18 protein-coding genes and 1 riboswitch are annotated in these 20,080 nt (G+C 69.1%); of the genes, 6 read left to right on the top strand and 12 right to left on the bottom strand.

What is annotated here, in order from left to right; translation table 11 throughout:
- Window positions 1–30: 30 nt before the first annotated feature.
- Entirely contained in the window at window positions 31–819 is a 789-nt protein-coding gene (locus ACT3T9_RS09345) for a hypothetical protein (protein WP_444606416.1), read from the bottom strand.
- Window positions 820–1,012: 193 nt separating this feature from the next.
- On the opposite strand from ACT3T9_RS09345, the gene ACT3T9_RS09340 reads away from it, so the two are divergent.
- Window positions 1,013–1,387 carry a GNAT family N-acetyltransferase gene (locus tag ACT3T9_RS09340; RefSeq protein ID WP_444606415.1) on the top strand — a complete coding sequence of 125 codons (375 nt, stop codon included), beginning with the start codon at window positions 1,013–1,015 and terminating at the stop codon, window positions 1,385–1,387.
- Between the two features lie 34 nt (window positions 1,388–1,421).
- Window positions 1,422–1,910 (top strand): aminoacyl-tRNA deacylase, encoded by a 489-nt coding sequence (locus ACT3T9_RS09335; RefSeq protein WP_442332270.1) that lies wholly within the window; start codon window positions 1,422–1,424, stop codon window positions 1,908–1,910.
- Window positions 1,911–1,943: 33 nt separating this feature from the next.
- On the opposite strand, the gene ACT3T9_RS09330 is transcribed toward ACT3T9_RS09335, so the two are convergent.
- From ACT3T9_RS09330 to dnaA, 11 genes are all read right to left on the bottom strand, one after another.
- Window positions 1,944–2,501 (bottom strand): DUF3566 domain-containing protein, encoded by a 558-nt coding sequence (locus tag ACT3T9_RS09330; protein WP_441444911.1) that lies wholly within the window; start codon window positions 2,499–2,501, stop codon window positions 1,944–1,946.
- Window positions 2,502–2,504: 3 nt separating this feature from the next.
- A complete protein-coding gene (gene gyrA, locus ACT3T9_RS09325; RefSeq protein ID WP_444592047.1) occupies window positions 2,505–5,399 on the bottom strand; it encodes a DNA gyrase subunit A in 2,895 nt (964 codons plus the stop codon).
- 84 nt (window positions 5,400–5,483) lie between these two features.
- On the bottom strand, window positions 5,484–7,628 hold the full coding sequence (gene gyrB, locus ACT3T9_RS09320) for a DNA topoisomerase (ATP-hydrolyzing) subunit B (RefSeq protein WP_442332268.1): 2,145 nt from the start codon (window positions 7,626–7,628) through the stop codon (window positions 5,484–5,486).
- Window positions 7,629–8,057: 429 nt separating this feature from the next.
- Window positions 8,058–8,567, bottom strand: a complete 510-nt coding sequence (gene ribH, locus ACT3T9_RS09315; RefSeq protein WP_441444908.1) for a 6,7-dimethyl-8-ribityllumazine synthase — start codon at window positions 8,565–8,567, stop codon at window positions 8,058–8,060.
- Window positions 8,564–9,814, bottom strand: coding sequence for a bifunctional 3,4-dihydroxy-2-butanone-4-phosphate synthase/GTP cyclohydrolase II (locus tag ACT3T9_RS09310; RefSeq protein ID WP_444606414.1), 1,251 nt, complete (start codon window positions 9,812–9,814; stop codon window positions 8,564–8,566). The genes ribH and ACT3T9_RS09310 overlap by 4 nt, the downstream gene beginning before the upstream one ends.
- Window positions 9,811–10,425, bottom strand: coding sequence for a riboflavin synthase (locus tag ACT3T9_RS09305; protein ID WP_442332266.1), 615 nt, complete (start codon window positions 10,423–10,425; stop codon window positions 9,811–9,813). The genes ACT3T9_RS09310 and ACT3T9_RS09305 overlap by 4 nt, the downstream gene beginning before the upstream one ends.
- Before the next feature lie 137 nt (window positions 10,426–10,562).
- Entirely contained in the window at window positions 10,563–11,621 is a 1,059-nt protein-coding gene (gene ribD, locus ACT3T9_RS09300) for a bifunctional diaminohydroxyphosphoribosylaminopyrimidine deaminase/5-amino-6-(5-phosphoribosylamino)uracil reductase RibD (RefSeq protein ID WP_444606413.1), read from the bottom strand.
- Between the two features lie 125 nt (window positions 11,622–11,746).
- Window positions 11,747–11,876, bottom strand: a riboswitch (FMN riboswitch).
- Between the two features lie 168 nt (window positions 11,877–12,044).
- Complete coding sequence (locus tag ACT3T9_RS09295; protein WP_442332265.1) at window positions 12,045–12,716, bottom strand: DciA family protein; 672 nt, start codon at window positions 12,714–12,716, stop codon at window positions 12,045–12,047.
- A 218-nt stretch (window positions 12,717–12,934) separates the two neighbouring features.
- On the bottom strand, window positions 12,935–14,194 hold the full coding sequence (gene recF / locus ACT3T9_RS09290) for a DNA replication/repair protein RecF (RefSeq protein ID WP_441444903.1): 1,260 nt from the start codon (window positions 14,192–14,194) through the stop codon (window positions 12,935–12,937).
- 19 nt (window positions 14,195–14,213) lie between these two features.
- Window positions 14,214–15,338 (bottom strand): DNA polymerase III subunit beta, encoded by a 1,125-nt coding sequence (gene dnaN / locus ACT3T9_RS09285; protein WP_444606412.1) that lies wholly within the window; start codon window positions 15,336–15,338, stop codon window positions 14,214–14,216.
- 608 nt (window positions 15,339–15,946) lie between these two features.
- The gene (gene dnaA, locus ACT3T9_RS09280) at window positions 15,947–17,635 is read right to left on the bottom strand and encodes a chromosomal replication initiator protein DnaA (protein ID WP_441444901.1); all 1,689 of its coding nucleotides are present in this window, start codon (window positions 17,633–17,635) and stop codon (window positions 15,947–15,949) included.
- Window positions 17,636–18,023: 388 nt separating this feature from the next.
- Here dnaA and rpmH point away from each other — a divergent pair, with 388 nt between their 5' ends.
- The 4 genes from rpmH (at window position 18,024) to yidC (ending at window position 20,070) form a co-directional block, all read left to right on the top strand.
- Window positions 18,024–18,161, top strand: a complete 138-nt coding sequence (rpmH, locus tag ACT3T9_RS09275) for a 50S ribosomal protein L34 (RefSeq protein ID WP_442332264.1) — start codon at window positions 18,024–18,026, stop codon at window positions 18,159–18,161.
- Window positions 18,162–18,213: 52 nt separating this feature from the next.
- Entirely contained in the window at window positions 18,214–18,582 is a 369-nt protein-coding gene (rnpA, locus tag ACT3T9_RS09270; RefSeq protein ID WP_444606411.1) for a ribonuclease P protein component, read from the top strand.
- The gene (yidD, locus tag ACT3T9_RS09265; protein WP_441444898.1) at window positions 18,579–18,875 is read left to right on the top strand and encodes a membrane protein insertion efficiency factor YidD; all 297 of its coding nucleotides are present in this window, start codon (window positions 18,579–18,581) and stop codon (window positions 18,873–18,875) included. The genes rnpA and yidD overlap by 4 nt, the downstream gene beginning before the upstream one ends.
- Window positions 18,876–18,960: 85 nt before the next feature.
- Window positions 18,961–20,070: a membrane protein insertase YidC gene (yidC, locus tag ACT3T9_RS09260; RefSeq protein WP_442332263.1), complete on the top strand. Its 1,110-nt coding sequence runs from the start codon at window positions 18,961–18,963 to the stop codon at window positions 20,068–20,070.
- Window positions 20,071–20,080: the final 10 nt, after the last annotated feature.

Here is a 20,080-nt window from a genome sequence, read left to right as displayed (position 1 = left end):
GCAGGCGCCTCTCAGCGAGTCAGCCGCCTCTCAGCGGGGCAGGCCGTCGCCCACGACCAGCTCGTGCACCGTGACCAGCTCATGGAGCGCCTCCGGGGACGCGGCCAGCGCTGCGCACACCTCAGCGGCTTCGCCGTGGGTCAGCGGATCTCCGGTGAGCCCGACCAGTTCGTCGAACATCTCCTGCTGGCGATGGCGCAGCGGGATCGGCTGCTCCTCCCGGGCGATCACGCCCCAGAGCGAGGCGTAGACATCGAAATGTGCAGGCCTCACACCGGTGGCAAGGGTGAGGGGGAAGTCGTCGGTGGACAGCCGCACCCGGTCGTAGTTCGGCTCGGTGGCGTCGAGGACCTCGAGCTGTTCGTCGTCGAACCAGGTTGCGACGAGCTCCATCCGCTCCCCTGGGGCGAGGTACGGGGCTGCGGGCACATACCCCGGTGCAGCGGTGTGGGCGACGTGCCCGACGGCGAGGTTGTGCACGGTGCATCGCACGAACGGCGTGGTCGCCGGGATGCGGCGGCCGGAGCGGTGGTATTTGCGGGCGATCGTCTGCGGGGTCTGGTTGGAGCCGACGGCCACCACCAGGGTGCGCTCGGCCAGCGGGGCCACCCCGTCGGCGGCGAGGGCCTGCTCGATCGCCGCGGTGTCGATGAGCGCCTCCTCGAGCTGCTCGCTCGGGGCGTCCACGCCGCCGCTCGGATCCAGCTCCACGACGCCCTCGCTCCGCAGCAGGGCCGAGCGCACGGCCGGACCGAGCCACGGGTAGTCCTCGGGAGCGGCAGGGCGGGCGGCAACGGTCGTCATCGTGGAGGAGGACATCCTTCGACCATAGCGAGGTCTGTGCACCCCGCCCAGGGAACCGCGATCACCCTCACGCCCGTCGCAGAGATGGTCCGCAGAGCAGGACACCTGGGACACACGGCGCCCGAGCACCCACACTTCTTCCCATGGTCACGCCTCCCCAGCTCCCCTCGGCTACGAGTTCTCCACGGATTCCGGGCGGATCGACGCGGTGCGCGTGCACCAGCTGCTGCTCGAGCACGCGCACTGGGCGCAGGGCCGTGACCGGGAGACTCAGGAGGCGATCATCGCCGGGTCCCGGAACTACGGGATCTACCAGGGGCGCACCGGTGACCAGGTCGCCTACGCCCGAGTCGTCACCGACGGGGTGACCTTCGCCTGGCTCGCCGACGTGGTCGTGGATCCCGCCCACCGCAGGTGCGGCCTGGGCGCGGCGATCGTCGACGGCGTGCTCGAGGACCTCGCACCCCTGGGCCTCACGAGGGTCGTGCTGAAAGCCTCCGCCGAGGCCCGAGTGCTCTACGAACGCGCCGGCTGGACTCCCCTCGACGGCCCCGAGGACTGGATGGAGCGCCGCCGAGGTTGAGAGCGAGGTTGAGAGCCGGGCCTACCCTGGCACCATGAGCGAACAGCGTGCGATCGACGCCCTGGAGGCTTCCGGCCTCACCTACGAGATCACCCGGCACGGCCGGGTGGGCTCCCTCGCCGAGGCGGCGGCCGCTCGCGGGGTGGAGCCTCGCGACATCATCAAGACCCTCGTGGTGCGTCGCGGCGAGGGGGACTTCCTGTTCGTGCTGGTCCCGGGTGATCGTGAGATCTCCTGGCCGAAGCTGCGGGCGCTGCTGGGGGTGAACCGGTTGTCGATGCCGGACAAGGACGTCGCCCAGGAGGTCACCGGCTATGAGCGCGGCACCATCACACCCTTCGGGTCGATCACCGCCTGGCCCGTGATCGCCGACATGGACCTCACCGGTGACCCACAGCGCACGATCTCCCTCGGTGCCGGCGCCCACGGGGTCGCGGTCACTGTTCCCGCCGAGGCGGCACTCTCCCACCTCGCCGCCCAGCTCGCCGACATCACCGACCTCACCGACCCTCAGGGCGCCTGAGCCACCGGTCTCACGCGGGGCCCGCCATGAGCCTCACTCGTCGGTGAAGGTCATCTTCAATCCACCCAGCAGCGCCGCCACCAGGTTGTAGAGGAAGGCCAGAAGGGTGCCGAGGGCGGTGATGATCACGACGTTCACCACCGCGACGATGGTGCCGTAGCTGGTCATCTTCGAGAAGCTGAAGAACTCCATGAAGGGCAGCGGATCGCCGCCGTTCAGGGAGCGACCCAGCTCTTCGATCTGGTCCCACATGCCGATCGCCTCGACCAGGTTCCACAGCAGCACCACGGCGACCACGGTCGCGATGCCGATGGCGATCGCGGCCAGGAACGACAGCTTCATCACCGAGAACGGGTCGAGCCGGGCCAGGGTCAGGCGCACACGGCGGGGGCCGCGACGTTCCTTCTCCGCCGGATTCGCGATCCCACTGGTCTTCTTCGGGCTGCGGCTCGCGCCCTTGGCCGCGGAGCCACGGCCCGCACCCATCGGGGACTCGGCCGGCGAGGACGTGTCCTCGAAGGCCGGGAGCTTGGTCGTGGACTCGGCCGGGCTGGGGGACCCGGAGGCTGTCCTGGACTCACTGGTGCTCACGGGTCACTCCTGGTTCGGGTCGGCGTCGCCCTGCGGCGACTGGTCGGACTCGTCAGAGCCTAGAACATCAGCCTCGTCGGCCACACCCTCGGGCGCGCCCTGCGAGGAGATCTCCACAGCATCCTCGCCTGCGCCGTCGACAGCGCCCTCGGCCACCTCAGCAGCCTCGGCAACTCCAGCTGCGTCGGTGCTCGCGTCGGCATCGATGATCTCGGGCGCCTCGGCGTCCTCGTCGTCGACCTCGGTCTCCTGGCCGGTGGTGACCAGCAGGATGCGGTCGCCCTTGTCGGGCTTGGCGAAGACGACGCCCATGGTGGTGCGGCCCTTGGCCGGGACCTCGGCGACCTTGGAGCGGACCACGCGGCCGCGCTCCATGACCACCAGCAGCTCGTCGGACTCCTCGACGACGGCGGCACCGACGAGGTGGCCGCGGTCGTCGGGCAGCTTCGCGACCCGGATGCCCAGGCCGCCACGACCCTGCAGGCGGTACTCGTCGACGCTGGTGCGCTTGGCGAAGCCGCCGTCGGTCACGGTGACCACGAAGGTGTCCGGACGCACCACGTCCATGGCCAGCAGCTGGTCGTCATGGCGGAACTTCATGCCGGTGACGCCGCTGGTGGCGCGGCCCGTCGGGCGCATCGTGCCGTCATCCGCAGGCATCCGCACGGACTGGCCGTTGCGGGAGACCAGCAGGATCTCGTCGTCGGCGTTCACGGCGCGGGCCGCGATCACGCGGTCCGGGCGGGTGCCGTCGACGCCGTCGACCTCGCGCAGGTTGATCGCGATGATGCCGCCGGTGCGGTTCGAGTCGAAGGCCGACATAGCCGTCTTCTTGACCAGGCCCGACTCGGTCGCGAGCACGAGGTACTGGGCGTCCTCGTAGCTGTCGATCGCGAGCACCGAGGCGATGTGCTCGTCCGGCTGGAAGGCCATCAGGTTCGCGACGTGCTGGCCCTTCGCGTCCCGCGGCGCCTCGGGCAGCTCGTAGCCCTTGGAGCGGTAGACACGGCCCTGGTTGGTGAAGAACAGCAGCCAGCGGTGCGTGGTCGTAGTGAAGAAGTGCTCGACCACGTCGTCCTCGCGCAGCGACGCGCCGCGGACCCCCTTGCCGCCCCGCTTCTGGGCGCGGTACTGGTCCTCACGGGTGCGCTTGACGTAGCCGCCGCGCGTGATGGTGACGACCACATCCTCCTCGGGGATCAGGTCCTCCATCGCCATGTCTCCGGCGAAGGGGAGGATCTGGGTGCGACGGTCATCGCCGTAGCGGTCCACGATCTCGGCGAGCTCCTCGGAGACGATCTCGCGCTGCCGCTCGGGCGAGGCCAGGATCGCGGTGTACTCCTCGATCAGGGCCTGCAGCTTGTCGTGCTCCTCGATGATCTTCTGGCGCTCGAGGGCGGCCAGGCGGCGCAGCTGCATCGCGAGGATCGCGTTGGCCTGGATCTCGTCGATCTCGAGAAGGTCGATCAGGCCGGTGCGGGCCTCGTCGACGTCCGGAGAGCGGCGGATCAGCGCGATGACCTCGTCCAGGGCGTCGAGCGCCTTGAGGTAGCCGCGGAAGACGTGGATCTGCTCCTCGGCCTTGCGCAGACGGAACCTCGTGCGGCGCACGATGACGTCGATCTGGTGCTTGGTCCACTCGCGCACGAAGGAGTCGATCGACAGCGTGCGCGGCACCCCGTTCGCAAGCGCCAGCATGTTCGCGGAGAAGTTCTCCTGCAGCTGGGTGTGCTTGAAGAGGTTGTTCAGCACCACCTTCGCCACGGCGTCGCGCTTGAGGGTGATGACCAGCCGCTGGCCGGTGCGGCCGGAGGTCTCGTCGGTGATGTCGGCGATGCCCTGGATCTTGCCGAGCTTGACCATCTCGGCGATCTTCCGCGCAAGATTGTCGGGGTTGACCTGGTAGGGCAGTTCGGTGACCACGAGGGACATCCGGCCGTTGATCTCCTCGGTGGAGACCACGGCGCGCTGGGTGATCGAGCCGCGCCCGGTGCGATAGGCATCCTCGATGCCGGAGGTGCCCACGATGGTGGCGCCGGAGGGGAAGTCGGGGCCCTTGATCAGGCGCAGGCAGGCCTCGAGCAGCTCAGGCTTGGTGGCCTCGTAGTTGGTCAGCAGCCACTGGGCGGCCTCGGCCACCTCGCGCAGGTTGTGCGGCGGGATGTTCGTGGCCATGCCGACGGCGATCCCGGAAGAGCCGTTGACCAGCAGGTTCGGGAAGCGGGCGGGCAGCACGGTGGGCTCGTCGACGGTGTTGTCGTAGTTGCCCTGCATGTCGACCGTCTCCTGGTCGATGTCACGCACGAGCTCGAGGGCCAGCGGGGCCATCTTGCACTCGGTGTACCGGGGGGCGGCGGCGCCGTCATCACCGGCGGAGCCGAAGTTGCCCTGTCCCAGGATCAGCGGGTAGCGCATCGACCAGGGCTGCACGAGGCGCACCATGGCGTCGTAGATGGCGCTGTCGCCGTGGGGGTGGTAGTTGCCCATGACCTCGCCGACGACCTTCGCGGACTTCGAGAAGGAGCGGTCGGGCCGGTAGCCGCCGTCGTACATCGCGTAGACGATGCGGCGGTGGACGGGCTTGAGCCCGTCGCGCACGTCCGGCAGGGCGCGCGAGACGATGACGCTCATCGCGTAGTCGAGATAGGAGCGCTGCATCTCCTGGTTCAGGTCGACCTGGGTGATCCGGTCGACCTCGTGCTCGTCCAACGGATCCACCAGGGTGACCGTGCGCGAGGCGGCCTCCTCGGCGGAGATCTCGTGGGCGCCCTCGGGCGTCTCCTGGCCACCGATGCCGGCGCTCTGCGCGGGGGTGGTCTCCTCGCCCGGGGTCTGCTCCGGGCTCGGGTCCTGGTCGGGGCGCGGGGTCTCGTCTGGGTTCTGCGGGGTGTCACTCATGGGGCACAAGGCCTTTCAGATGGGGCCGATGGGTCAGGGCCCCCGGGGGCGCACGGCGGCCGGCGCCGCCCCGGGGTCCGACGATCAGATGTCGAGGAAGCGGACGTCCTTGGCGTTCTCCTGGATGAAGCGGCGCCGGGACTCGACGTCATCCCCCATCAGGACGGAGAAGATGGTGTCCGCATCGGCGGCCTCATCGACCGTGACCTGCTTCAACGTGCGCGTGTTGGTGTCCATGGTGGTGGACTGGAGTTCCTTCCAGTCCATCTCGCCCAGACCCTTGTAGCGCTGGATGCCGTTGTCCCGGGGGATCCTGCGGCCTGCCGCGCGACCGGCCTCGAGGCGCTCGTCCCGCTCGACGTCGCTGAAGACGTACTCGTGCGGGGCGTTGGTCCACTTCAGGCGGAACAGCGGCGGCATCGCGATGAACACGTGACCCAGCTCGATCAGCGGCCGCATGTAGCGGAACAGCAGCGTGAGCAGCAGGGTGCAGATGTGCTGGCCGTCGACGTCGGCATCCGCCATCAGGATGATCTTGTGGTACCGCAGCTTGGTGGCGTCGAAGTCCTCGCCGATGCCGGTGCCGAAGGCGGTGATCAGGGACCTGACCTCCTGGTTGTCCAGGGCTCGGTCCAGGCGTGCCTTCTCGACGTTCAGGATCTTCCCGCGGATGGGCAGGATCGCCTGGGTGCGGGGATCCCGGCCCATCACGGCCGAGCCGCCGGCGGAGTCGCCCTCGACGATGAAGATCTCGGACTCGGCGGGGTTGCGCGAGGCGCAGTCACGCAGCTTGCCGGGCATGCCGCCCGTCTCCAGCGGGGACTTGCGACGGGTGGCGTCGCGGGCCTTGCGGGCCGCCTCGCGGGCGGCCGCGGCGGCCTGGCCCTTCATGACGATGGACTTGGCCTCCTGCGGGTGGGAGACGAACCAGTCCTGCAGCTGATCGGTCATCACCTTGACCATGAAGGTCCGGGCGATGGTGTTGCCGAGCTTGGTCTTGGTCTGGCCCTCGAACTGCGGCTCGCCGAGCTTCACGGAGATGACCGCGGTCAGGCCCTCGCGGATGTCCTCGCCGGTGAGGTTGGCGTCCTTCTCCTTGAGCAGGCCCTGGGCGCGACCGTAGCGATTCACGATCGAGGTCAGCGAGGAGCGGAAGCCCTCCTCGTGGGTGCCGCCCTCGTGGGTGTTGATCGTGTTGGCGTAGGTGTGCACCGACTCCGAGTAGGCGCCGGTCCACTGCATCGCGACCTCGACGCTGATGTGCGCGTCGGTGTCCTCGGACTCGAAGGAGATGATGTCGGGGTGGATCACCTCGGCCCGCTTGGAGGTGTTGATGAACTCGACGAAGTCCTGCAGGCCGCGCTCGTAGTGGTACGAGATGGTGCGGGGGCCCTTGTCCTTCTCGGCGCCCTCCGCCTCGAGCTCGACGTCGACGATGTCGTCCTCGCCGTCGTCTCCCTGTTCCGGGAGGCGCTCGTCGGTCAGGGTGATGCGCAGTCCCTTGTTCAGGAACGCCATCTGCTGGAACCGCTTGCGCAGCGTCTCGAAGTCGTAGACGGTCTCGTCGAAGATCTCGTCGTCGGCCCAGAAGCTGATGGTGGTGCCGGTCTCGGTGGCCTCCTCGCCCTTCTCGAGCGGGGCCAGCGGGACGCCGCGGCTGTACGCCTGGCGCCAGACGTGACCCTGGCGGCGGATCTCGACCTCCATCCGGATGGACAGGGCGTTGACCACGGAGGAGCCGACGCCGTGCAGACCGCCGGAGACCGCATAGCCGCCGCCGCCGAACTTGCCGCCGGCGTGCAGGACGGTGAGCACGAGCTCGACCGCAGGCTTGCCCTCGGTGGGGTGCATGTCCACCGGGATGCCGCGGGCGTGGTCCACCACGCGCACGCCGCCGTCGGCCAGCAGCGTGACCTCGATGGTGTCGCCGTGACCGGCCATCGCCTCGTCCACCGAGTTGTCGACGATCTCCTGGACCATGTGGTGCAGGCCGCGCTCACCAGTGGAGCCGATGTACATGCCCGGACGCTTGCGGACCGCCTCGAGGCCCTCGAGGACCGTGATGTCCGAGGCCTCGTAGTGCTCGGGCGCACGGGCCGCACGCTCTCCGGCGGTGGGCTCCGTCGAGCCGGACTCGACCGGCACGGCACCCTCGCCCGGCACGGGGGTTGGGTCCGTCGTGCCCACGGGCACGTCCTGATCGGGCATGGGGCGGTCGCTGTCGCTCACCTGATGTGGCTCCTCGCAGTCCAGGGTCCCTCGGTCGGGAGAGCGCCGAGGGTGGTTCAGCAGACCAGGCGGACGGGACCGCCGACTCTTCGCACAGGCGGCCCACTGATGCCCGCGCGCGTGCGCGCGTGAGACATCCGTAGGCCACGGCGATCGAGCCGACAGCATCGAGTCCACGAGGACGTCGGAGGACGTCGGCCGAACCTCCCTGATTCTAGCGGAAATCGTCTCCTGAACCTATTCTCATGGCCTGTTCTGTGGACAACGTGACCCGGAACGGCCCTCAGATGGCCTGGAACCCCCTCGATTTCGACATCAACCTCCGTGGGACGGGGTCCCGTACCCCTCCCCGGGTCCTGTCGCGGCACAGGGGCGCCTGGCGTGCTCGCACCAGACGCCCCGATAGCCTCGGGCTCGCGGGAGCTCCCCTCAGCCTCGCGGGAGCTCCGAGGAGGCTCCGGCGCCGCTCCCGTTCAGCTCTCTCAGCACGCTCGCGGTGATCAGCGCAGCGGCCACCGCCTCGTAGCCCTTGTCCTCGCGCGAGTCCGCAAGCCCCGCCCGATCGAGCGCCTGCTCCTCGTCGTCGCAGGTCAGGAGGCCGAATCCGATCGGCACGCCGTGATCCAGGGCGACCCGGTTCAGGCCGTCCGTCGCCGCGGAGCACACATACTCGAAGTGCGGGGTGCCGCCGCGGATCACGACGCCGAGCGCCACGACCGCGTCGTGCTCGCGGGCCAGGGCGTCCGCGATCACCGGCAGCTCGAAGGAGCCGGGGGCGCGCACGACGGTCGGGGCGGTGATGCCGGCTTCGGCGGCGCCTCGCAGAGCGCCGGCGAGCAGTCCGTCCATGACCTGCTCATGCCAGGACGCCGCGACGATCGCGAGCCGGGTGGTGGGCTGGTGGGGGATCTGGGTGGTGGGGCTTCCGTGGCCGCTCATGCGGTCTCTCCTTCGAGGTGGGTGGTGGGGAGGTCGGGGAGATCGCGGAGGCGATGTCCCAGTCGGTCCCGCTTGGTGGTCAGATAGGTGAGGTTCTCAGGGGTCGGATGGGTGGTGAGGTCGGTGGTGCCGGCGACCTCGACGCCCCCGCCCACCAGGGCGTGGGCCTTCTCGGGGTTGTGGGTGAGCAGCTCGACGGCGCGCACCCCGAGGTGGGCGAGGATGCCGGGGACCGCGGCGAAGGAGCGGGCGTCCACCGGCAGGCCGAGGTCGAGGTTCGCGTCGACGGTGTCCCGCCCTGCGTCCTGCAGGGCGTAGGCGCGCAGCTTCTCGACCAGGCCGATGCCGCGGCCCTCATGGCCGCGCAGCAGGATCAGCACCCCTCGCCCGGCCGCGTCGATGCGGGCCAGGGACTCCTGCAGCTGGGGACCGCAGTCGCAGCGGCGGGAGCCGAAGACATCCCCGGTGACGCATTCGGAGTGCACCCGGGTGAGCACCGGGCCACCGGCGGTGACGTCTCCGCGCACCAGCACCAGGTGCTCGGCGGTGCCCTCGCGCACGGCGAGCGCCTGGAAGGTGCCGTGAGGGGTGGGCAGCGGGACCGGCGCCGTGATCTCGAGGGCTGGCTGATCCTCCCGCCTGCGGTATGCGGCGAGGTGCTCGATCGAGATCATCACCAGACCGTGCTGGTCGGCGAACTCGCGCAGGGCGGGGCCGCGCATCATCTCGCCGTCGTCGTGGACGAGCTCGACGATCATCCCCACCGCGGGCAGGCCGGCGAGGCGGGTGAGGTCGACGGCCGCCTCGGTGTGGCCGCGACGTTCGAGCACGCCGCCGGGCTTCGCGCGCAGAGGGAGCACGTGACCGGGACGGATGAGGTCTCCGGCCACGGTGTCCGCTCCGGCGAGGACCCGGAGGGTGCGGGCACGGTCGGAGGCGCTGATGCCGGTGGTCACGCCCTCGCTCGCGTCGACGCTCACGGTGTAGGCGGTGCGCAGCGGGTCGGCGTTCTCCCGCACCATGAGCGGCAGCTCGAGGGCGTCGGCCCGCTCTCCGCTCATCGGGGCGCACAGCAGACCGCTCGAGTGGCGCACGGCGAAGCCGATCAGGGCGGGGGTCGCGGCGGAGGCGGCCAGGATCAGGTCGCCCTCGTTCTCGCGGTCCTCGTCGTCGACGACGACCACGGCGTGACCGGCGGCGATCGCGGCGATCGCCTCCTCGACGGGATCCAGGCGCAGGGCGGTCATCGGGTCTCCTCAGTGGTGGGCAGCAGGCTTGCGGTGAGCTTCTCGACGTACTTCGCCAGCACGTCCACCTCGAGGTTCACGCGGTCGCCGACGTCGCGGCCACCGAGGGTGGTGCGGGCGAGGGTCTCGGGGATCAGGCCGATCGTGACCTGGTCTCCCTCGATCTCGGCGACGGTGAGGCTCACGCCGTCCACGGCGAGGGAGCCCTTCGCCACGACGTAACGCGCCAGACCGGCAGGCAGCGCGAGGTGCAGCAGGGTGGTCCCCTCCGCCTCCTCACGCCCGCTGACCTCGCCGACGCCGTCGACGTGGCCCTGCACGATGTGGCCGTCCAGGCGGCCGCCCGCCCGCACGCATCGCTCGAGATTCACGCGGTCCCCGGGCGCGAGGTCGCCGAGGGAGGTCGCGGCGAGGGTGGTGGAGATGACGTCCGCGCTCCAGAGCTCGCCCTCGTGCGCGGTCACGGTCAGGCAGCAGCCGTTCACGGCGATCGAGTCGCCGAGGGCGATGCCGTCGAGCACGTGCGGGGAACGGATCTGCAGGCGGGTGGGATCGGCGCCCGGGGTGAGCGACTCGACGGTGCCGAGCTCTTCGATGATGCCGGTGAACATGAGGATCCTTCCAGGTCAGGCGGGGTGGTTCAGACGATGGGGATCAAACGGTGGGGATCAGACGGTGCGGTTCAGGCGCTGCGGTTCGGGCGCTGCGGTTCAGGCGCTGCGGTTCGGGCGTTGCACGTCAGACGGCGCTAGTTGGCTGGTGGAGAGGGCCGGATGCGGGGGCGGAGGGTGAGGCGCAGATCCGTCGGCCCCTCCGGTGAGCGCAGCGGAGTGACATCGACCAGGTCCAGATCGAGCCGGTCGGTGAGGGTGGTGATGGAGAGGTCCGCGACGGCGGGGCGGCCGGCCCCGAGCAGCGTCGGGGCGAGGTGGAGGATCAGCTCATCCACCAGGCCCTCCCGCAGGAAGGCGGCCGCGAGGGTGGGCCCTCCTTCGAGCAGCACATGCCGGGCACCGCGATCGAACAGCTCCGCGAGGGCGGCCGACGGGTCGCGGGTGAGCAGCCGGATCTCCTCGCCGGCACCGTCGATGGCGGGCAGCGTGGGCGCCTCGCCGATGCCCATCACGGCCCGCAGCGGCTGTCGCGGATGCAGTGTCCCGTCGGGCCGACGGGCCGTGAGGGCTGGGTGGTCGATCCGGGCCGTGCCGGTGCCCACCAGCACGGTGTCGCAGGTGGTGCGCAGGAGGTGGACCTCTTCGCGGGCTGCGGGGCCGGTGATCCACTGGCTGGTGCCGTCGGCGGCGGCCGCGCGGCCATCGAGGGTGAGGGCGATCTTGGCGGTGACCAGGGGACGCTCGTGCCGCAGGCCGTGTTCCCAGCCTCGGTTGAGGGCTGCCGCAGCGCCGGCGAGATCGTCCGGTACGTCGAGCACGACGTCGATCCCGGCCTCGCGCAGGCGCTGGATGCCGCCACTCGCGACGGGGTTCGGATCGCGGCGGGCGATGATCACCCGGTGGATGCCGGCCTCGATCAGCGCCTCGGCGCAGGGGCCGGTGCGGCCCACATGGTTGCAGGGCTCGAGGGTGACCACGGCGGTCGCACCGGTCACGGGGACGGTCGCGCGGGAGAGGGCGTCGGCCTCGGCGTGCGGGGTGCCGGCGCCTCGATGGTGACCCTCGGCGAGGACCTCTCCGGCGGGGCTCAGCAGCACACAGCCCACACGGGGGTTCGGGCCCAGGGGCACCACGGGATCGGCCGCGATCTCGAGGGCTCGGCGCAGGGCCTGCCGTTCGGCATCCTCCAGCATGGTCTCTCCTCCGGTCCGCTGCTCGCGGTCCCGGAGGGAGAGGAAGGGTGTGCGGAGACGACGTCACCCAGGTCCACCGTGCGGCGCACCGGGGTGCGCGAAGACGGATCGCCCGAGGACGTCGTTCGCGTGCGCTTCCCATCCGGACTTTAACCGTCGGTCCAGGAGTTTCACCTGGTCAGCCGAGGGCCAGAGGCCATCGGGTCGCGGACTATCACCGCCGGCTCGGAATTTCACCGACCCCAGTGCACGCGAGCTTCATCAGCTCGTCAGGAGCCACCGTAGCAGGGCGCCGCCGGGAGATGACGGGGCGTGAACTGCGCATCACATCAGCCGGGACATCGTCCCCGTCCCTCACAGCAGGTCGATCAGGCACTGCCTCATCCGCTGATCTCCTGCCGTTCGTCCCTCACAGCACGTCGATCAGCCGTAGGTGTCCCGGGGGCCGCGCCAGGTCACGGTACGGCGGCCCTTCTTCCAGGTGCGCTCGGCCGCGGCGGGACCGGTCACCTTCAGCTCGGAGATCACATGGGAGCCCACATGCTCCTCGATCGTGGTGATCAGCTGGGGAGTGAGCATCCGCAGCTGCGAGGCCCAGGCAGAGGAGGACGCGCTGACCACCAGCACACCGTCGTCGAGCGACACCGGGCGGCAGTGGGTGGCGAGCCGTTCGCCGACGATCTCGTCCCACTCCTCGAGCACCCGCCCGGCGTTCATCCCCGCATTCCAGCCGAGGTTTCCCAGCACCTTCTTCAGCACGTTCTCGATCCCCTGCGGATCGCGCGGGTCGGGCCGGGATCCAGAATAGCCTGGGGCCCGGCCGGAACGGTCTCGCACGTCCCTGGCCTGCGTCTTCGCGGAGATGGGGAACAGTCCGCGGTCCCGAGCCGCGGCCCGAGAGCGGTTCACCGTGCGCCGGGCGAGCTCGAAGGGATCCTGCGGGGTGGGAAGCTGCGGCGGATCGAAGAGCACCTCGACGGCAGCGCCAGAGCGGCTCGCATAATCGTCGGCGGTGTGGTCGTCGGCGTCGTACGGATCGAACGAGCGGATGCTCGGCTCGAATCCAGATGCACGATCCGGCTCGTGGTCCGGCATCCGGCGGACCTCCGGGCGGTCACGACCCGGCCGGGTCGCGGACTGATCCGCCGCAGATCGCCGCGCGGGCGGAGGCGTGGATCCGCGCTCAGTCTCGGCGGCTGAGCTGTTCCCGCCGGACCAGGTGCCCAGGTCATAGGGGTTCGCGAGGCGGGGACGGGCAGTTCCGTCACCGCGGCCAGCACCGCCTTTTCGGCTCGTTCCACCGGCACGGCCCGTCACAGCCCGCCGCCGTTCTGACGTGGCACTGCCTCTCCCAGGCTCACCTCGACCACGTGGATCTCGCCGTCCAGAGAATCTGGGATGTCGGAATCGTTGGCGGTGGTGATCAGCACCTGGGAGGCACCGGTGACGATCCGACCCAGCCGCTCGCGGCGATAGGCGTCGAGCTCGCTGAACACGTCATCGAGGATCAGGATCGGCTCGCCGTCACCGAGATCCCCTTCTTCGAGACGCAGCAGATCGTAGGAGGCCAACCTCAGGGCGAGTGCGAGCGACCAGGACTCGCCATGGCTGGCATAGCCCTTGGCCGGGAACTCGTGCAGCCGGATCTCCATGTCGTCGCGGTGGGGTCCGGTGAGGGTGGCCCCGCGATCGATCTCCTCGTCGTGCCGGGCGGCGAGCATCTCCAGCATCCGGTCGTGGATCTCGCGCGTGGCGGGGAGGGTGCCCGGCAGGGTGCCCAGGCCGTCGAGCACCTCGGAGCGGTAGAGGATGTCCGCCGGGGAACTGACCTCGCCCCGCTGATCAGGAGGGAGATCCAGCGCCTGGTCTGCGCCTTCGTCGGTGGCGACGCGCAGGTACGAGTAGCCGAGGTGGGGGCGCAGGCGGTTGACCAGATGGAGGCGGGCGCGCAGCAGCTCCGCGCCATGGCGGGCGAGCTGCTGGTCCCAGACCTCGAGGGTCGAGGCAGCGGTGTCTGCGGGATCCAGCCCGCCGACGCTGCGGCCGCTTCCGCCGCGGCGCATCGACCGCATCTGCTTGAGCAGGTTGCCGCGCTGTTTGAGCACCCGGTCGTAATCGGCCTTGACCGAGGCGTAGCGCGGGGCGATGACGAACAGCAGCTCATCGAGGAATCGGCGGCGGCCTTCGGGATCGGCCTTCACCAGGCCCAGGTCCTCGGGGGCGAAGAGCACCGCCCGGACCTCGCCGAGCAGATCGCGCAGGCGGGAGATGTTCTGTCCCTGCCGCCGTGCCCGGTTGGACTTGCCTGGCGTGATCTCGAGGTCGATCTGGAGCGGCCGACCCGCACGCAGGAAACTCGCGCGGATGATCGCGGTGCTCTCGCCGCGGTGGACGAGGGCGGCGTCGTGCGGGACCCGATGGCTGGACAGGGTCGCGAGGTACCACAGGGCCTCGACGATGTTGGTCTTGCCCTGCCCGTTCTTCCCCACCAGCACGGTGATGCCGGGCTGAACCGGCAGGGAGAGCCGCTGGTAGGAGCGGTAGTCGGTGAGTTCGAGCGAGGTCAGCTGCACGGAGGGAGCACTCCCTCCCTCAGATCCGCATCGGCATGATCAGGTACTTGTACGAGTTGTCGGGCTCACCCTCGAGGGAGTCCTGACCGGTCATCACGGAGGGCTTGATCGAGTCGGTGAAGGTGAGCCGGGCGAACTCGGTGCCCAGGGCGCCGAGGCCGTCGAGCAGGAACCCGGAGTTGAAGCCGACCACGAGGTCCTCGCCCTGGAGATGCGCCTCGAGCACCTCGCTGGCCTGGGCGTCGTCGCCGGCGCCGGCCTCAAGGGCGACCTGGCCCTCGGTGAAGGACAGCCGCACGGGGGTGTTCCGCTCGGCGACCAGGGAGACGCGCTTGACCGCGTCGATCAGGCTGCCGGTGGAGACCACGGCGGTGATCGCCGAGGTGTCCGGGAACAGGCGACGCACGGGCGGGTAATCGCCGTCGACCAGCGTGGAGGTGGTGCGACGACCGCCGGCCTCGAAACCGATGAGGTTCGCCGAGGAGTCATCGGACAGTGCGATCTCGACGCTGCCGCCGGTGGAGAGCGAGCGTGCCACCTCGTGGAGGGTGCGGCCTCGGACCAGGGCGGTGAGCTCGGTGCTGGGGGTCGACGGGTTCCAGGTCAGCTCGCGCAATGCCAGGCGGTAGCGGTCGGTGGACATCAGCGTCATCGTCTCGCCGGAGATCTCGACCTTCACGCCGGTCAGCAGCGGGAGGGTGTCGTCCTTCGAAGCCGCGACGGTGACCTGCGAGATCGCCTCGGCGAACACGTCCGACGCGACGGAGCCGGCCACCGGGGGCATGCTCGGCAGCTGCGGGTACTCCTCGACGGGGAGGGTCGCCAGGGCGAAGCGGGCGCTGCCGCAGCGGACCTGGAGCTTGGTCCCCTCGAGCGCGATGGAGACGTCCTTGTTCGGCAGGGCCCGGACGATGTCGGAGAGCATCCGTCCCTGGACGAGCACCTCACCGGGCTGCTCGATCTCGGCCTCGAGCCGGATCTGGGCGCTGACCTCGTAGTCGAAGGTCGAGAACTGCAGTTCGCCGCCGGCTTCGGCAACGATCCGCACCCCCTGCAGGATCGGCATCGCCGGACGGACGGGGAGGGTACGGGTGGCCCAGGAGACGGCGTCGCCGAGGACGCCGCGATCGAGGTGGAACTTCACCGTTGCCACTCCTTCGCAGTGGTCGAATGACGGAATCAGATCGACCGCGTCATGTGCCGCGGCCGAACCGAGCACAGCGTATCGGTTCCTGAGGACTCCCGCCGACACACCGGGAAGGATCCTTGACTTCCATGGTCACCGGACCCCGCTTCAGCCGTAATGAGAACTTCTGCTCGCGCACTCATCCCGCCGTGTTCCCCGGGAGCCGACCCCTCCTGGTCCCGGCTTCCTGTCGTTCCCCAGCACCCAGAATCACAGGCTCTGCGGTCGCTCCCGAGCAGCCCTCCCCGTCCACATCCCCGTCGAGCAAGTACTTACAGTCCTCTTCTTCACGACTGTGGATCTGGTGGATAACCGTCATCACTGCAGGTCACTACGATCTCCATCGGCGTGGACGGATCGTTGAGGAGTGTCAGCGCGTCGTGCGTCGGCTGTGCATGGAGGCACTGATCGAGGGAATTCTTGTCATTCGCCCGTGCACATCGGCTCCTGCAGGAACAGCTGTAGTTCCACAGTTTCCACAGAGTTATCCACAATTGGGGAGAACTCCGTGCTGACCTGCCCTGTTCTTCTCCTCGCCCAGCTGCCCGCTCCGAGCGGGCGCCGCCTCACTGACGAGACGCGGAGCTCGAGCTCTTGATGCGGGCTGTGAGCTCGGTGACCTGGTTGAAGATCGCCCGACGCTCCTTCATCAGCTCGCTGATCTTCTTGTTCGCGTGCATCACAGTGGTGTGGTCGCGGCCACCGAACTCGTCACCGATGCGGATCAGCGGCATATCTGTGAGCTCTCGGCACAGGTACATGCCGATCTGACGCGCGGAGACCAGGCGGCGGGAGCGACCGGTGCCCACGATCTCCTCGACGGACAGGCCGAAGTAGGTCGCCGTCTGGACGATGATCGTCGACGCGGTGATCTGCGCACCGTCATCGTGGGAGAGCAGATCCTTCAGCACGGTCTCGGCGAGGGTGACGTCCATCGGCTGCCGTGAGAGGGAGTGCAGCGCCTGCACCCTAATCAGCGCCCCCTCCAGCTCACGGATGTTGGTGGCGATGTGCGAGGCGATGTATTCGAGCACGTCATGGGGCACTTCCCCAGTGTTCTCCTGCGCGACCTTCTTGCGCAGGATGGCAATCCTGGTCTCGAGGTCCGGTGGCTGAACGTCGGTCATCAGGCCCATCTCGAAGCGCGAGCGCATGCGGTCCTCGAACCCGCCCAGCTCCTTCGGCGGCAGATCGGAGGTGATCACGATCTGCTTGTCCGAGTTGTACAGCGTGTTGAAGGTGTGGAAGAACGCCTCCATGGTCTCCGGCGCCCGCTGCAGGAACTGGATGTCATCGATCAGCAGGATGTCGATGTCCCGGTACCGGCTCTGGAACTCCTGAGCCTTGCCGAACTGGCCGGACTGCACCGAGTTGATGAAGTCGTTGGTGAACTCCTCCGAGTTGACGTAACGCACCACCACCTCGGGATAGAGGCTCTGGGCGTAGTGGCCCACGGCGTGCAGCAGATGGGTCTTGCCCAGACCCGAGCCGCCGTAGATGAACAGCGGGTTGTAGGCCTTGGCCGGAGTCTCCGAGACCGCCGACGCAGCAGCCTGCGCGAACCGGTTCGAGGCACCGATCACGAAGGTGTCGAAGGTGTACTTGCTGTTCAACCGCGAATCCTCGCCCATCCGCGAGGCGCCGTTGCGGGTGGGACGGCGCGGCGCAGGCCCGGGAGAGGGCGCCGAGGGGCCGGTCAGACCGGAGTAGGCGCTGGGATCGTCTGCGGCGCGGCCGCGGTAGCCCGGGTGGGTGGCGAAGCGGTCCGCAGCGGAGGAACCTCCGGCGGAGCTCGCCGAGCTGCTGCCCGGCAGGGCGGGCCGCCCGACGTGCCCGGTCGAGGGCAGGATCGAGCCCTCGTTGCGGCGGAACGGGGCGTTGTGGAGGTCGTGAGGGGCGTTGTCCACATCTCTGTCCACAGAATGTGCACTGCCAGCAGCGGAGGAGGAGGTCAACGGCGGGGAGGCCGGCGAATCGGTGTCCTCCTCGAGCAGCAGGGACTCGTCCACCGTCACGGCGAAGCGGATGTCACGCCCGGTGGCCTCGCTGAGGGCAGCCTTGAGAGACCCGGCGACCCGATGCTCGAACAGCTCCTTCGCCGAGGTAGAAGGCGCTGCGACCAGCGCGGTGTCCGCCACCACGGCCATCAGCCGGGAGAGCGTGAGCAGGGCGATGACACGCTGGGACACCGTGTCGTCGCGGCGCAGGGTCTGGAGCGTGCGCTCCCAGATCGCGTCGGCATTCGCCTCGTTCATCAGGTCTCTCCCTACAGGTAGAGCGGGCGGTCGGGACAGTTTTCCACAATAGCTTCTGTATTGTGGATCGAGGATGTGGACAACGGGACGGGAGACACCTCCCACGGGCCCGATCACCCCGAAACGCCCGGGAAGAGTGAGAATCCGGCCACAACCGGCCTCCTGAGGGCTCAAGCCGTTGACCCCACGCACCCCCGCGCCTAACATCGTGCAGTCAGCGCTGCGCGCCGTCCCGATACGCTTCCCGGATCCACTGCGGGCCCACTCCGGCATCGGATCGGACCTCGGCAGCCGCCCCGCCTCGGCGGGTGCGCCCGGACTTCCCGTTCGTGCAGCAGACCACAGACCACCGCGAGGGGCATGTCCGTGCCCACGATCGAGGAGAACCATGAGCAAGCGCACGTTCCAGCCGAACAACCGTCGTCGCGCCAAGAAGCACGGCTTCCGCGCACGCATGAGCACCCGTGCAGGCCGCGCCATCCTGAACGCCCGTCGTTCCAAGGGCCGCGCCGAGCTCTCCGCCTGAGGCGACTCGTCGAGGCGATTCCCGGCGCACTCCTCGTGACACTCGTGGCACCGTGAACTGGTCCAGTCACCGGCTCCATTCCGGTGACGAGTTCCGAGCGGTCACCCGCGGTGGAGTGCGCAGCGCCCGATCCCACGTGGTCGTGCATCTCGCCCTGCTGACGCAGGGAGGAGAAGCACCCCGCGTGGGATTCGTCGTGTCCAAGAAGGTCGGCAACGCCGTGGTGCGCAACCGCGTCACACGGCGGCTGCGGGAGATCGTCCGCCCGCACTTCGAGACCCTTCCGGCAGGGTCGGCGATCGTGCTGCGCACCCTGCCCGGCATCCAGGACCAGGAGTTCGCTGCACTCAAGGACGACGTGGACTCCGCCCTCGCCGCCGCCGAGCGCAAGCTCGCCCGGCGCCTGGAGCACGCCGGATGAGCCAGCGGCGAGGGATTCATGCCCTCACCCGCCTGCCTCGCCGGCTGCTGATGCTCCCGGTGCGCGGCTATCAGGTGGGCATCTCGCCCTATACGCCGCCCGCCTGTCGCTACGATCCGGTGTGCTCGCAGTACGGCATGGACGCCCTGCGTGTGCACGGTGCGCTGAAGGGAACGCTGCTCACCGGCTGGCGGATCCTGCGGTGCAACCCCTTCACCCGCGGGGGCCCCGACCCGGTCCCCGCCCCCGGCATGTGGACGAATCCACGCCGACTGCGGCACCCGGCCCACTAGGGCCTACCCTTATCTCAGATTCCCGACCACAGCCGACACCTCGTATGAACGTCATGCGCATCCGTGCGGCAGGAAGACCAGGCCGATGAACCCCCTGTATCCCATCGAGTGGGCCGTCGCATGGCTCATGGTGAAGTTCCATGCGCTGCTGTCCCTGTTCATGGACAAGGACGCGGGCATCACCTGGGTGCTCTCGATCGTCGGCCTCACCGTTGTGGTGCGAACGCTGATCATCCCGCTGTTCGTGCGCCAGATCCGTGCTTCGCGCGCGATGCAGATGGTCTCCCCGGAGCTCCAGGCCGTCCAGAAGAAGTACAAGGGAAAGACGGACCCGGACTCCCGCCAGAAGATGGCGAACGAGACCATGGCGATCTACAAGGACGCCGGCGCCAGCCCGTTCTCCTCGTGCCTGCCGGTGCTGCTGCAGATGCCGATCTTCTTCGGCCTGTTCCGGGTGCTGTTCAACAAGCTTCCCGAGGCCGCTGCGGAGGGCAGCGACGGCTTCGGCCCGCTCACCCAGTCGCTCGCGGAGAGCGCGAGCACCGCGACCTTCTTCGGCGACGTCACCATTGCCAATTCCTTCTTGAAGCCCGGTGACGGCGGGATGACGACGATGATCGTCTCCGGCCTCATCATCGCGTGCATGTCCGGAGTCACGTTCTTCACCCAGAAGTCGCTGACCATGAAGAACATGCCCAAGGCGGCCCTCGAGGGCCCCATGGCCAGCACCCAGAAGATGATGCTGTACATGCTCCCGTTCATCTATGTGATCACGGGGCCGGGTATGCCGATCGGTGTGCTCGTCTACTGGCTGACCACCAACGTGTGGACCTTCGTCCAGCAGTACATCGTCATCCGTGCGACCCCCACTCCCGGCACCGAGGCCGAGAAGGCGAAGCACGAGCGCATCAACGCCAAGCGGGCGAAGAAGGGCCTCGAGCCGCTGGACTTCACCCCGCCCAAGAAGATCTCCGCCGAGCCGGAGCCCGAGGCTCCGATCCGGGTGCAGCCCTCGAAGGGCAAGAGCGGCAAGAAGCTCTCCGACGAGGAGAAGCTCGAACGTGCTCGGGCTCTGCGTGCCCAGGCCGCCGAGGAGCGTCGGAAGGCGCTGGAGGCCGCGGGCGAGACTCCGCCCCCTCCTTCGCAGGGATCGAACGCCCTGAACAAGGGCGCGAAGAAGAAGCGAAAGAAGTGACCTCGCCCCC

The organism is Brachybacterium sp. AOP29-B2-41, from assembly GCF_052378395.1.
GTDB lineage: Bacteria > Actinomycetota > Actinomycetes > Actinomycetales > Dermabacteraceae > Brachybacterium.
Note: the sequence above shows the minus strand (reverse complement) of the source record. Positions and strands in the feature narration are given on the sequence as shown.

Coding starts and splice junctions, on each gene's coding strand:
- gyrA (WP_444592047.1), bottom strand. CDS start 5,399: ATGAGTGACACCCCGCAGAACCCAGACGAGACCCCGCGCCCCGACCAG.
- ACT3T9_RS09335 (WP_442332270.1), top strand. CDS start 1,422: ATGAGCGAACAGCGTGCGATCGACGCCCTGGAGGCTTCCGGCCTCACC.
- ACT3T9_RS09345 (WP_444606416.1), bottom strand. CDS start 819: ATGTCCTCCTCCACGATGACGACCGTTGCCGCCCGCCCTGCCGCTCCC.
- ACT3T9_RS09295 (WP_442332265.1), bottom strand. CDS start 12,716: ATGCCGGACCACGAGCCGGATCGTGCATCTGGATTCGAGCCGAGCATC.
- ACT3T9_RS09305 (WP_442332266.1), bottom strand. CDS start 10,425: ATGTTCACCGGCATCATCGAAGAGCTCGGCACCGTCGAGTCGCTCACC.
- ribD (WP_444606413.1), bottom strand. CDS start 11,621: ATGCTGGAGGATGCCGAACGGCAGGCCCTGCGCCGAGCCCTCGAGATC.
- yidD (WP_441444898.1), top strand. CDS start 18,579: ATGAGCCAGCGGCGAGGGATTCATGCCCTCACCCGCCTGCCTCGCCGG.
- rpmH (WP_442332264.1), top strand. CDS start 18,024: ATGAGCAAGCGCACGTTCCAGCCGAACAACCGTCGTCGCGCCAAGAAG.
- ribH (WP_441444908.1), bottom strand. CDS start 8,567: ATGAGCGGCCACGGAAGCCCCACCACCCAGATCCCCCACCAGCCCACC.
- dnaA (WP_441444901.1), bottom strand. CDS start 17,635: ATGAACGAGGCGAATGCCGACGCGATCTGGGAGCGCACGCTCCAGACC.
- ACT3T9_RS09310 (WP_444606414.1), bottom strand. CDS start 9,814: ATGACCGCCCTGCGCCTGGATCCCGTCGAGGAGGCGATCGCCGCGATC.
- yidC (WP_442332263.1), top strand. CDS start 18,961: ATGAACCCCCTGTATCCCATCGAGTGGGCCGTCGCATGGCTCATGGTG.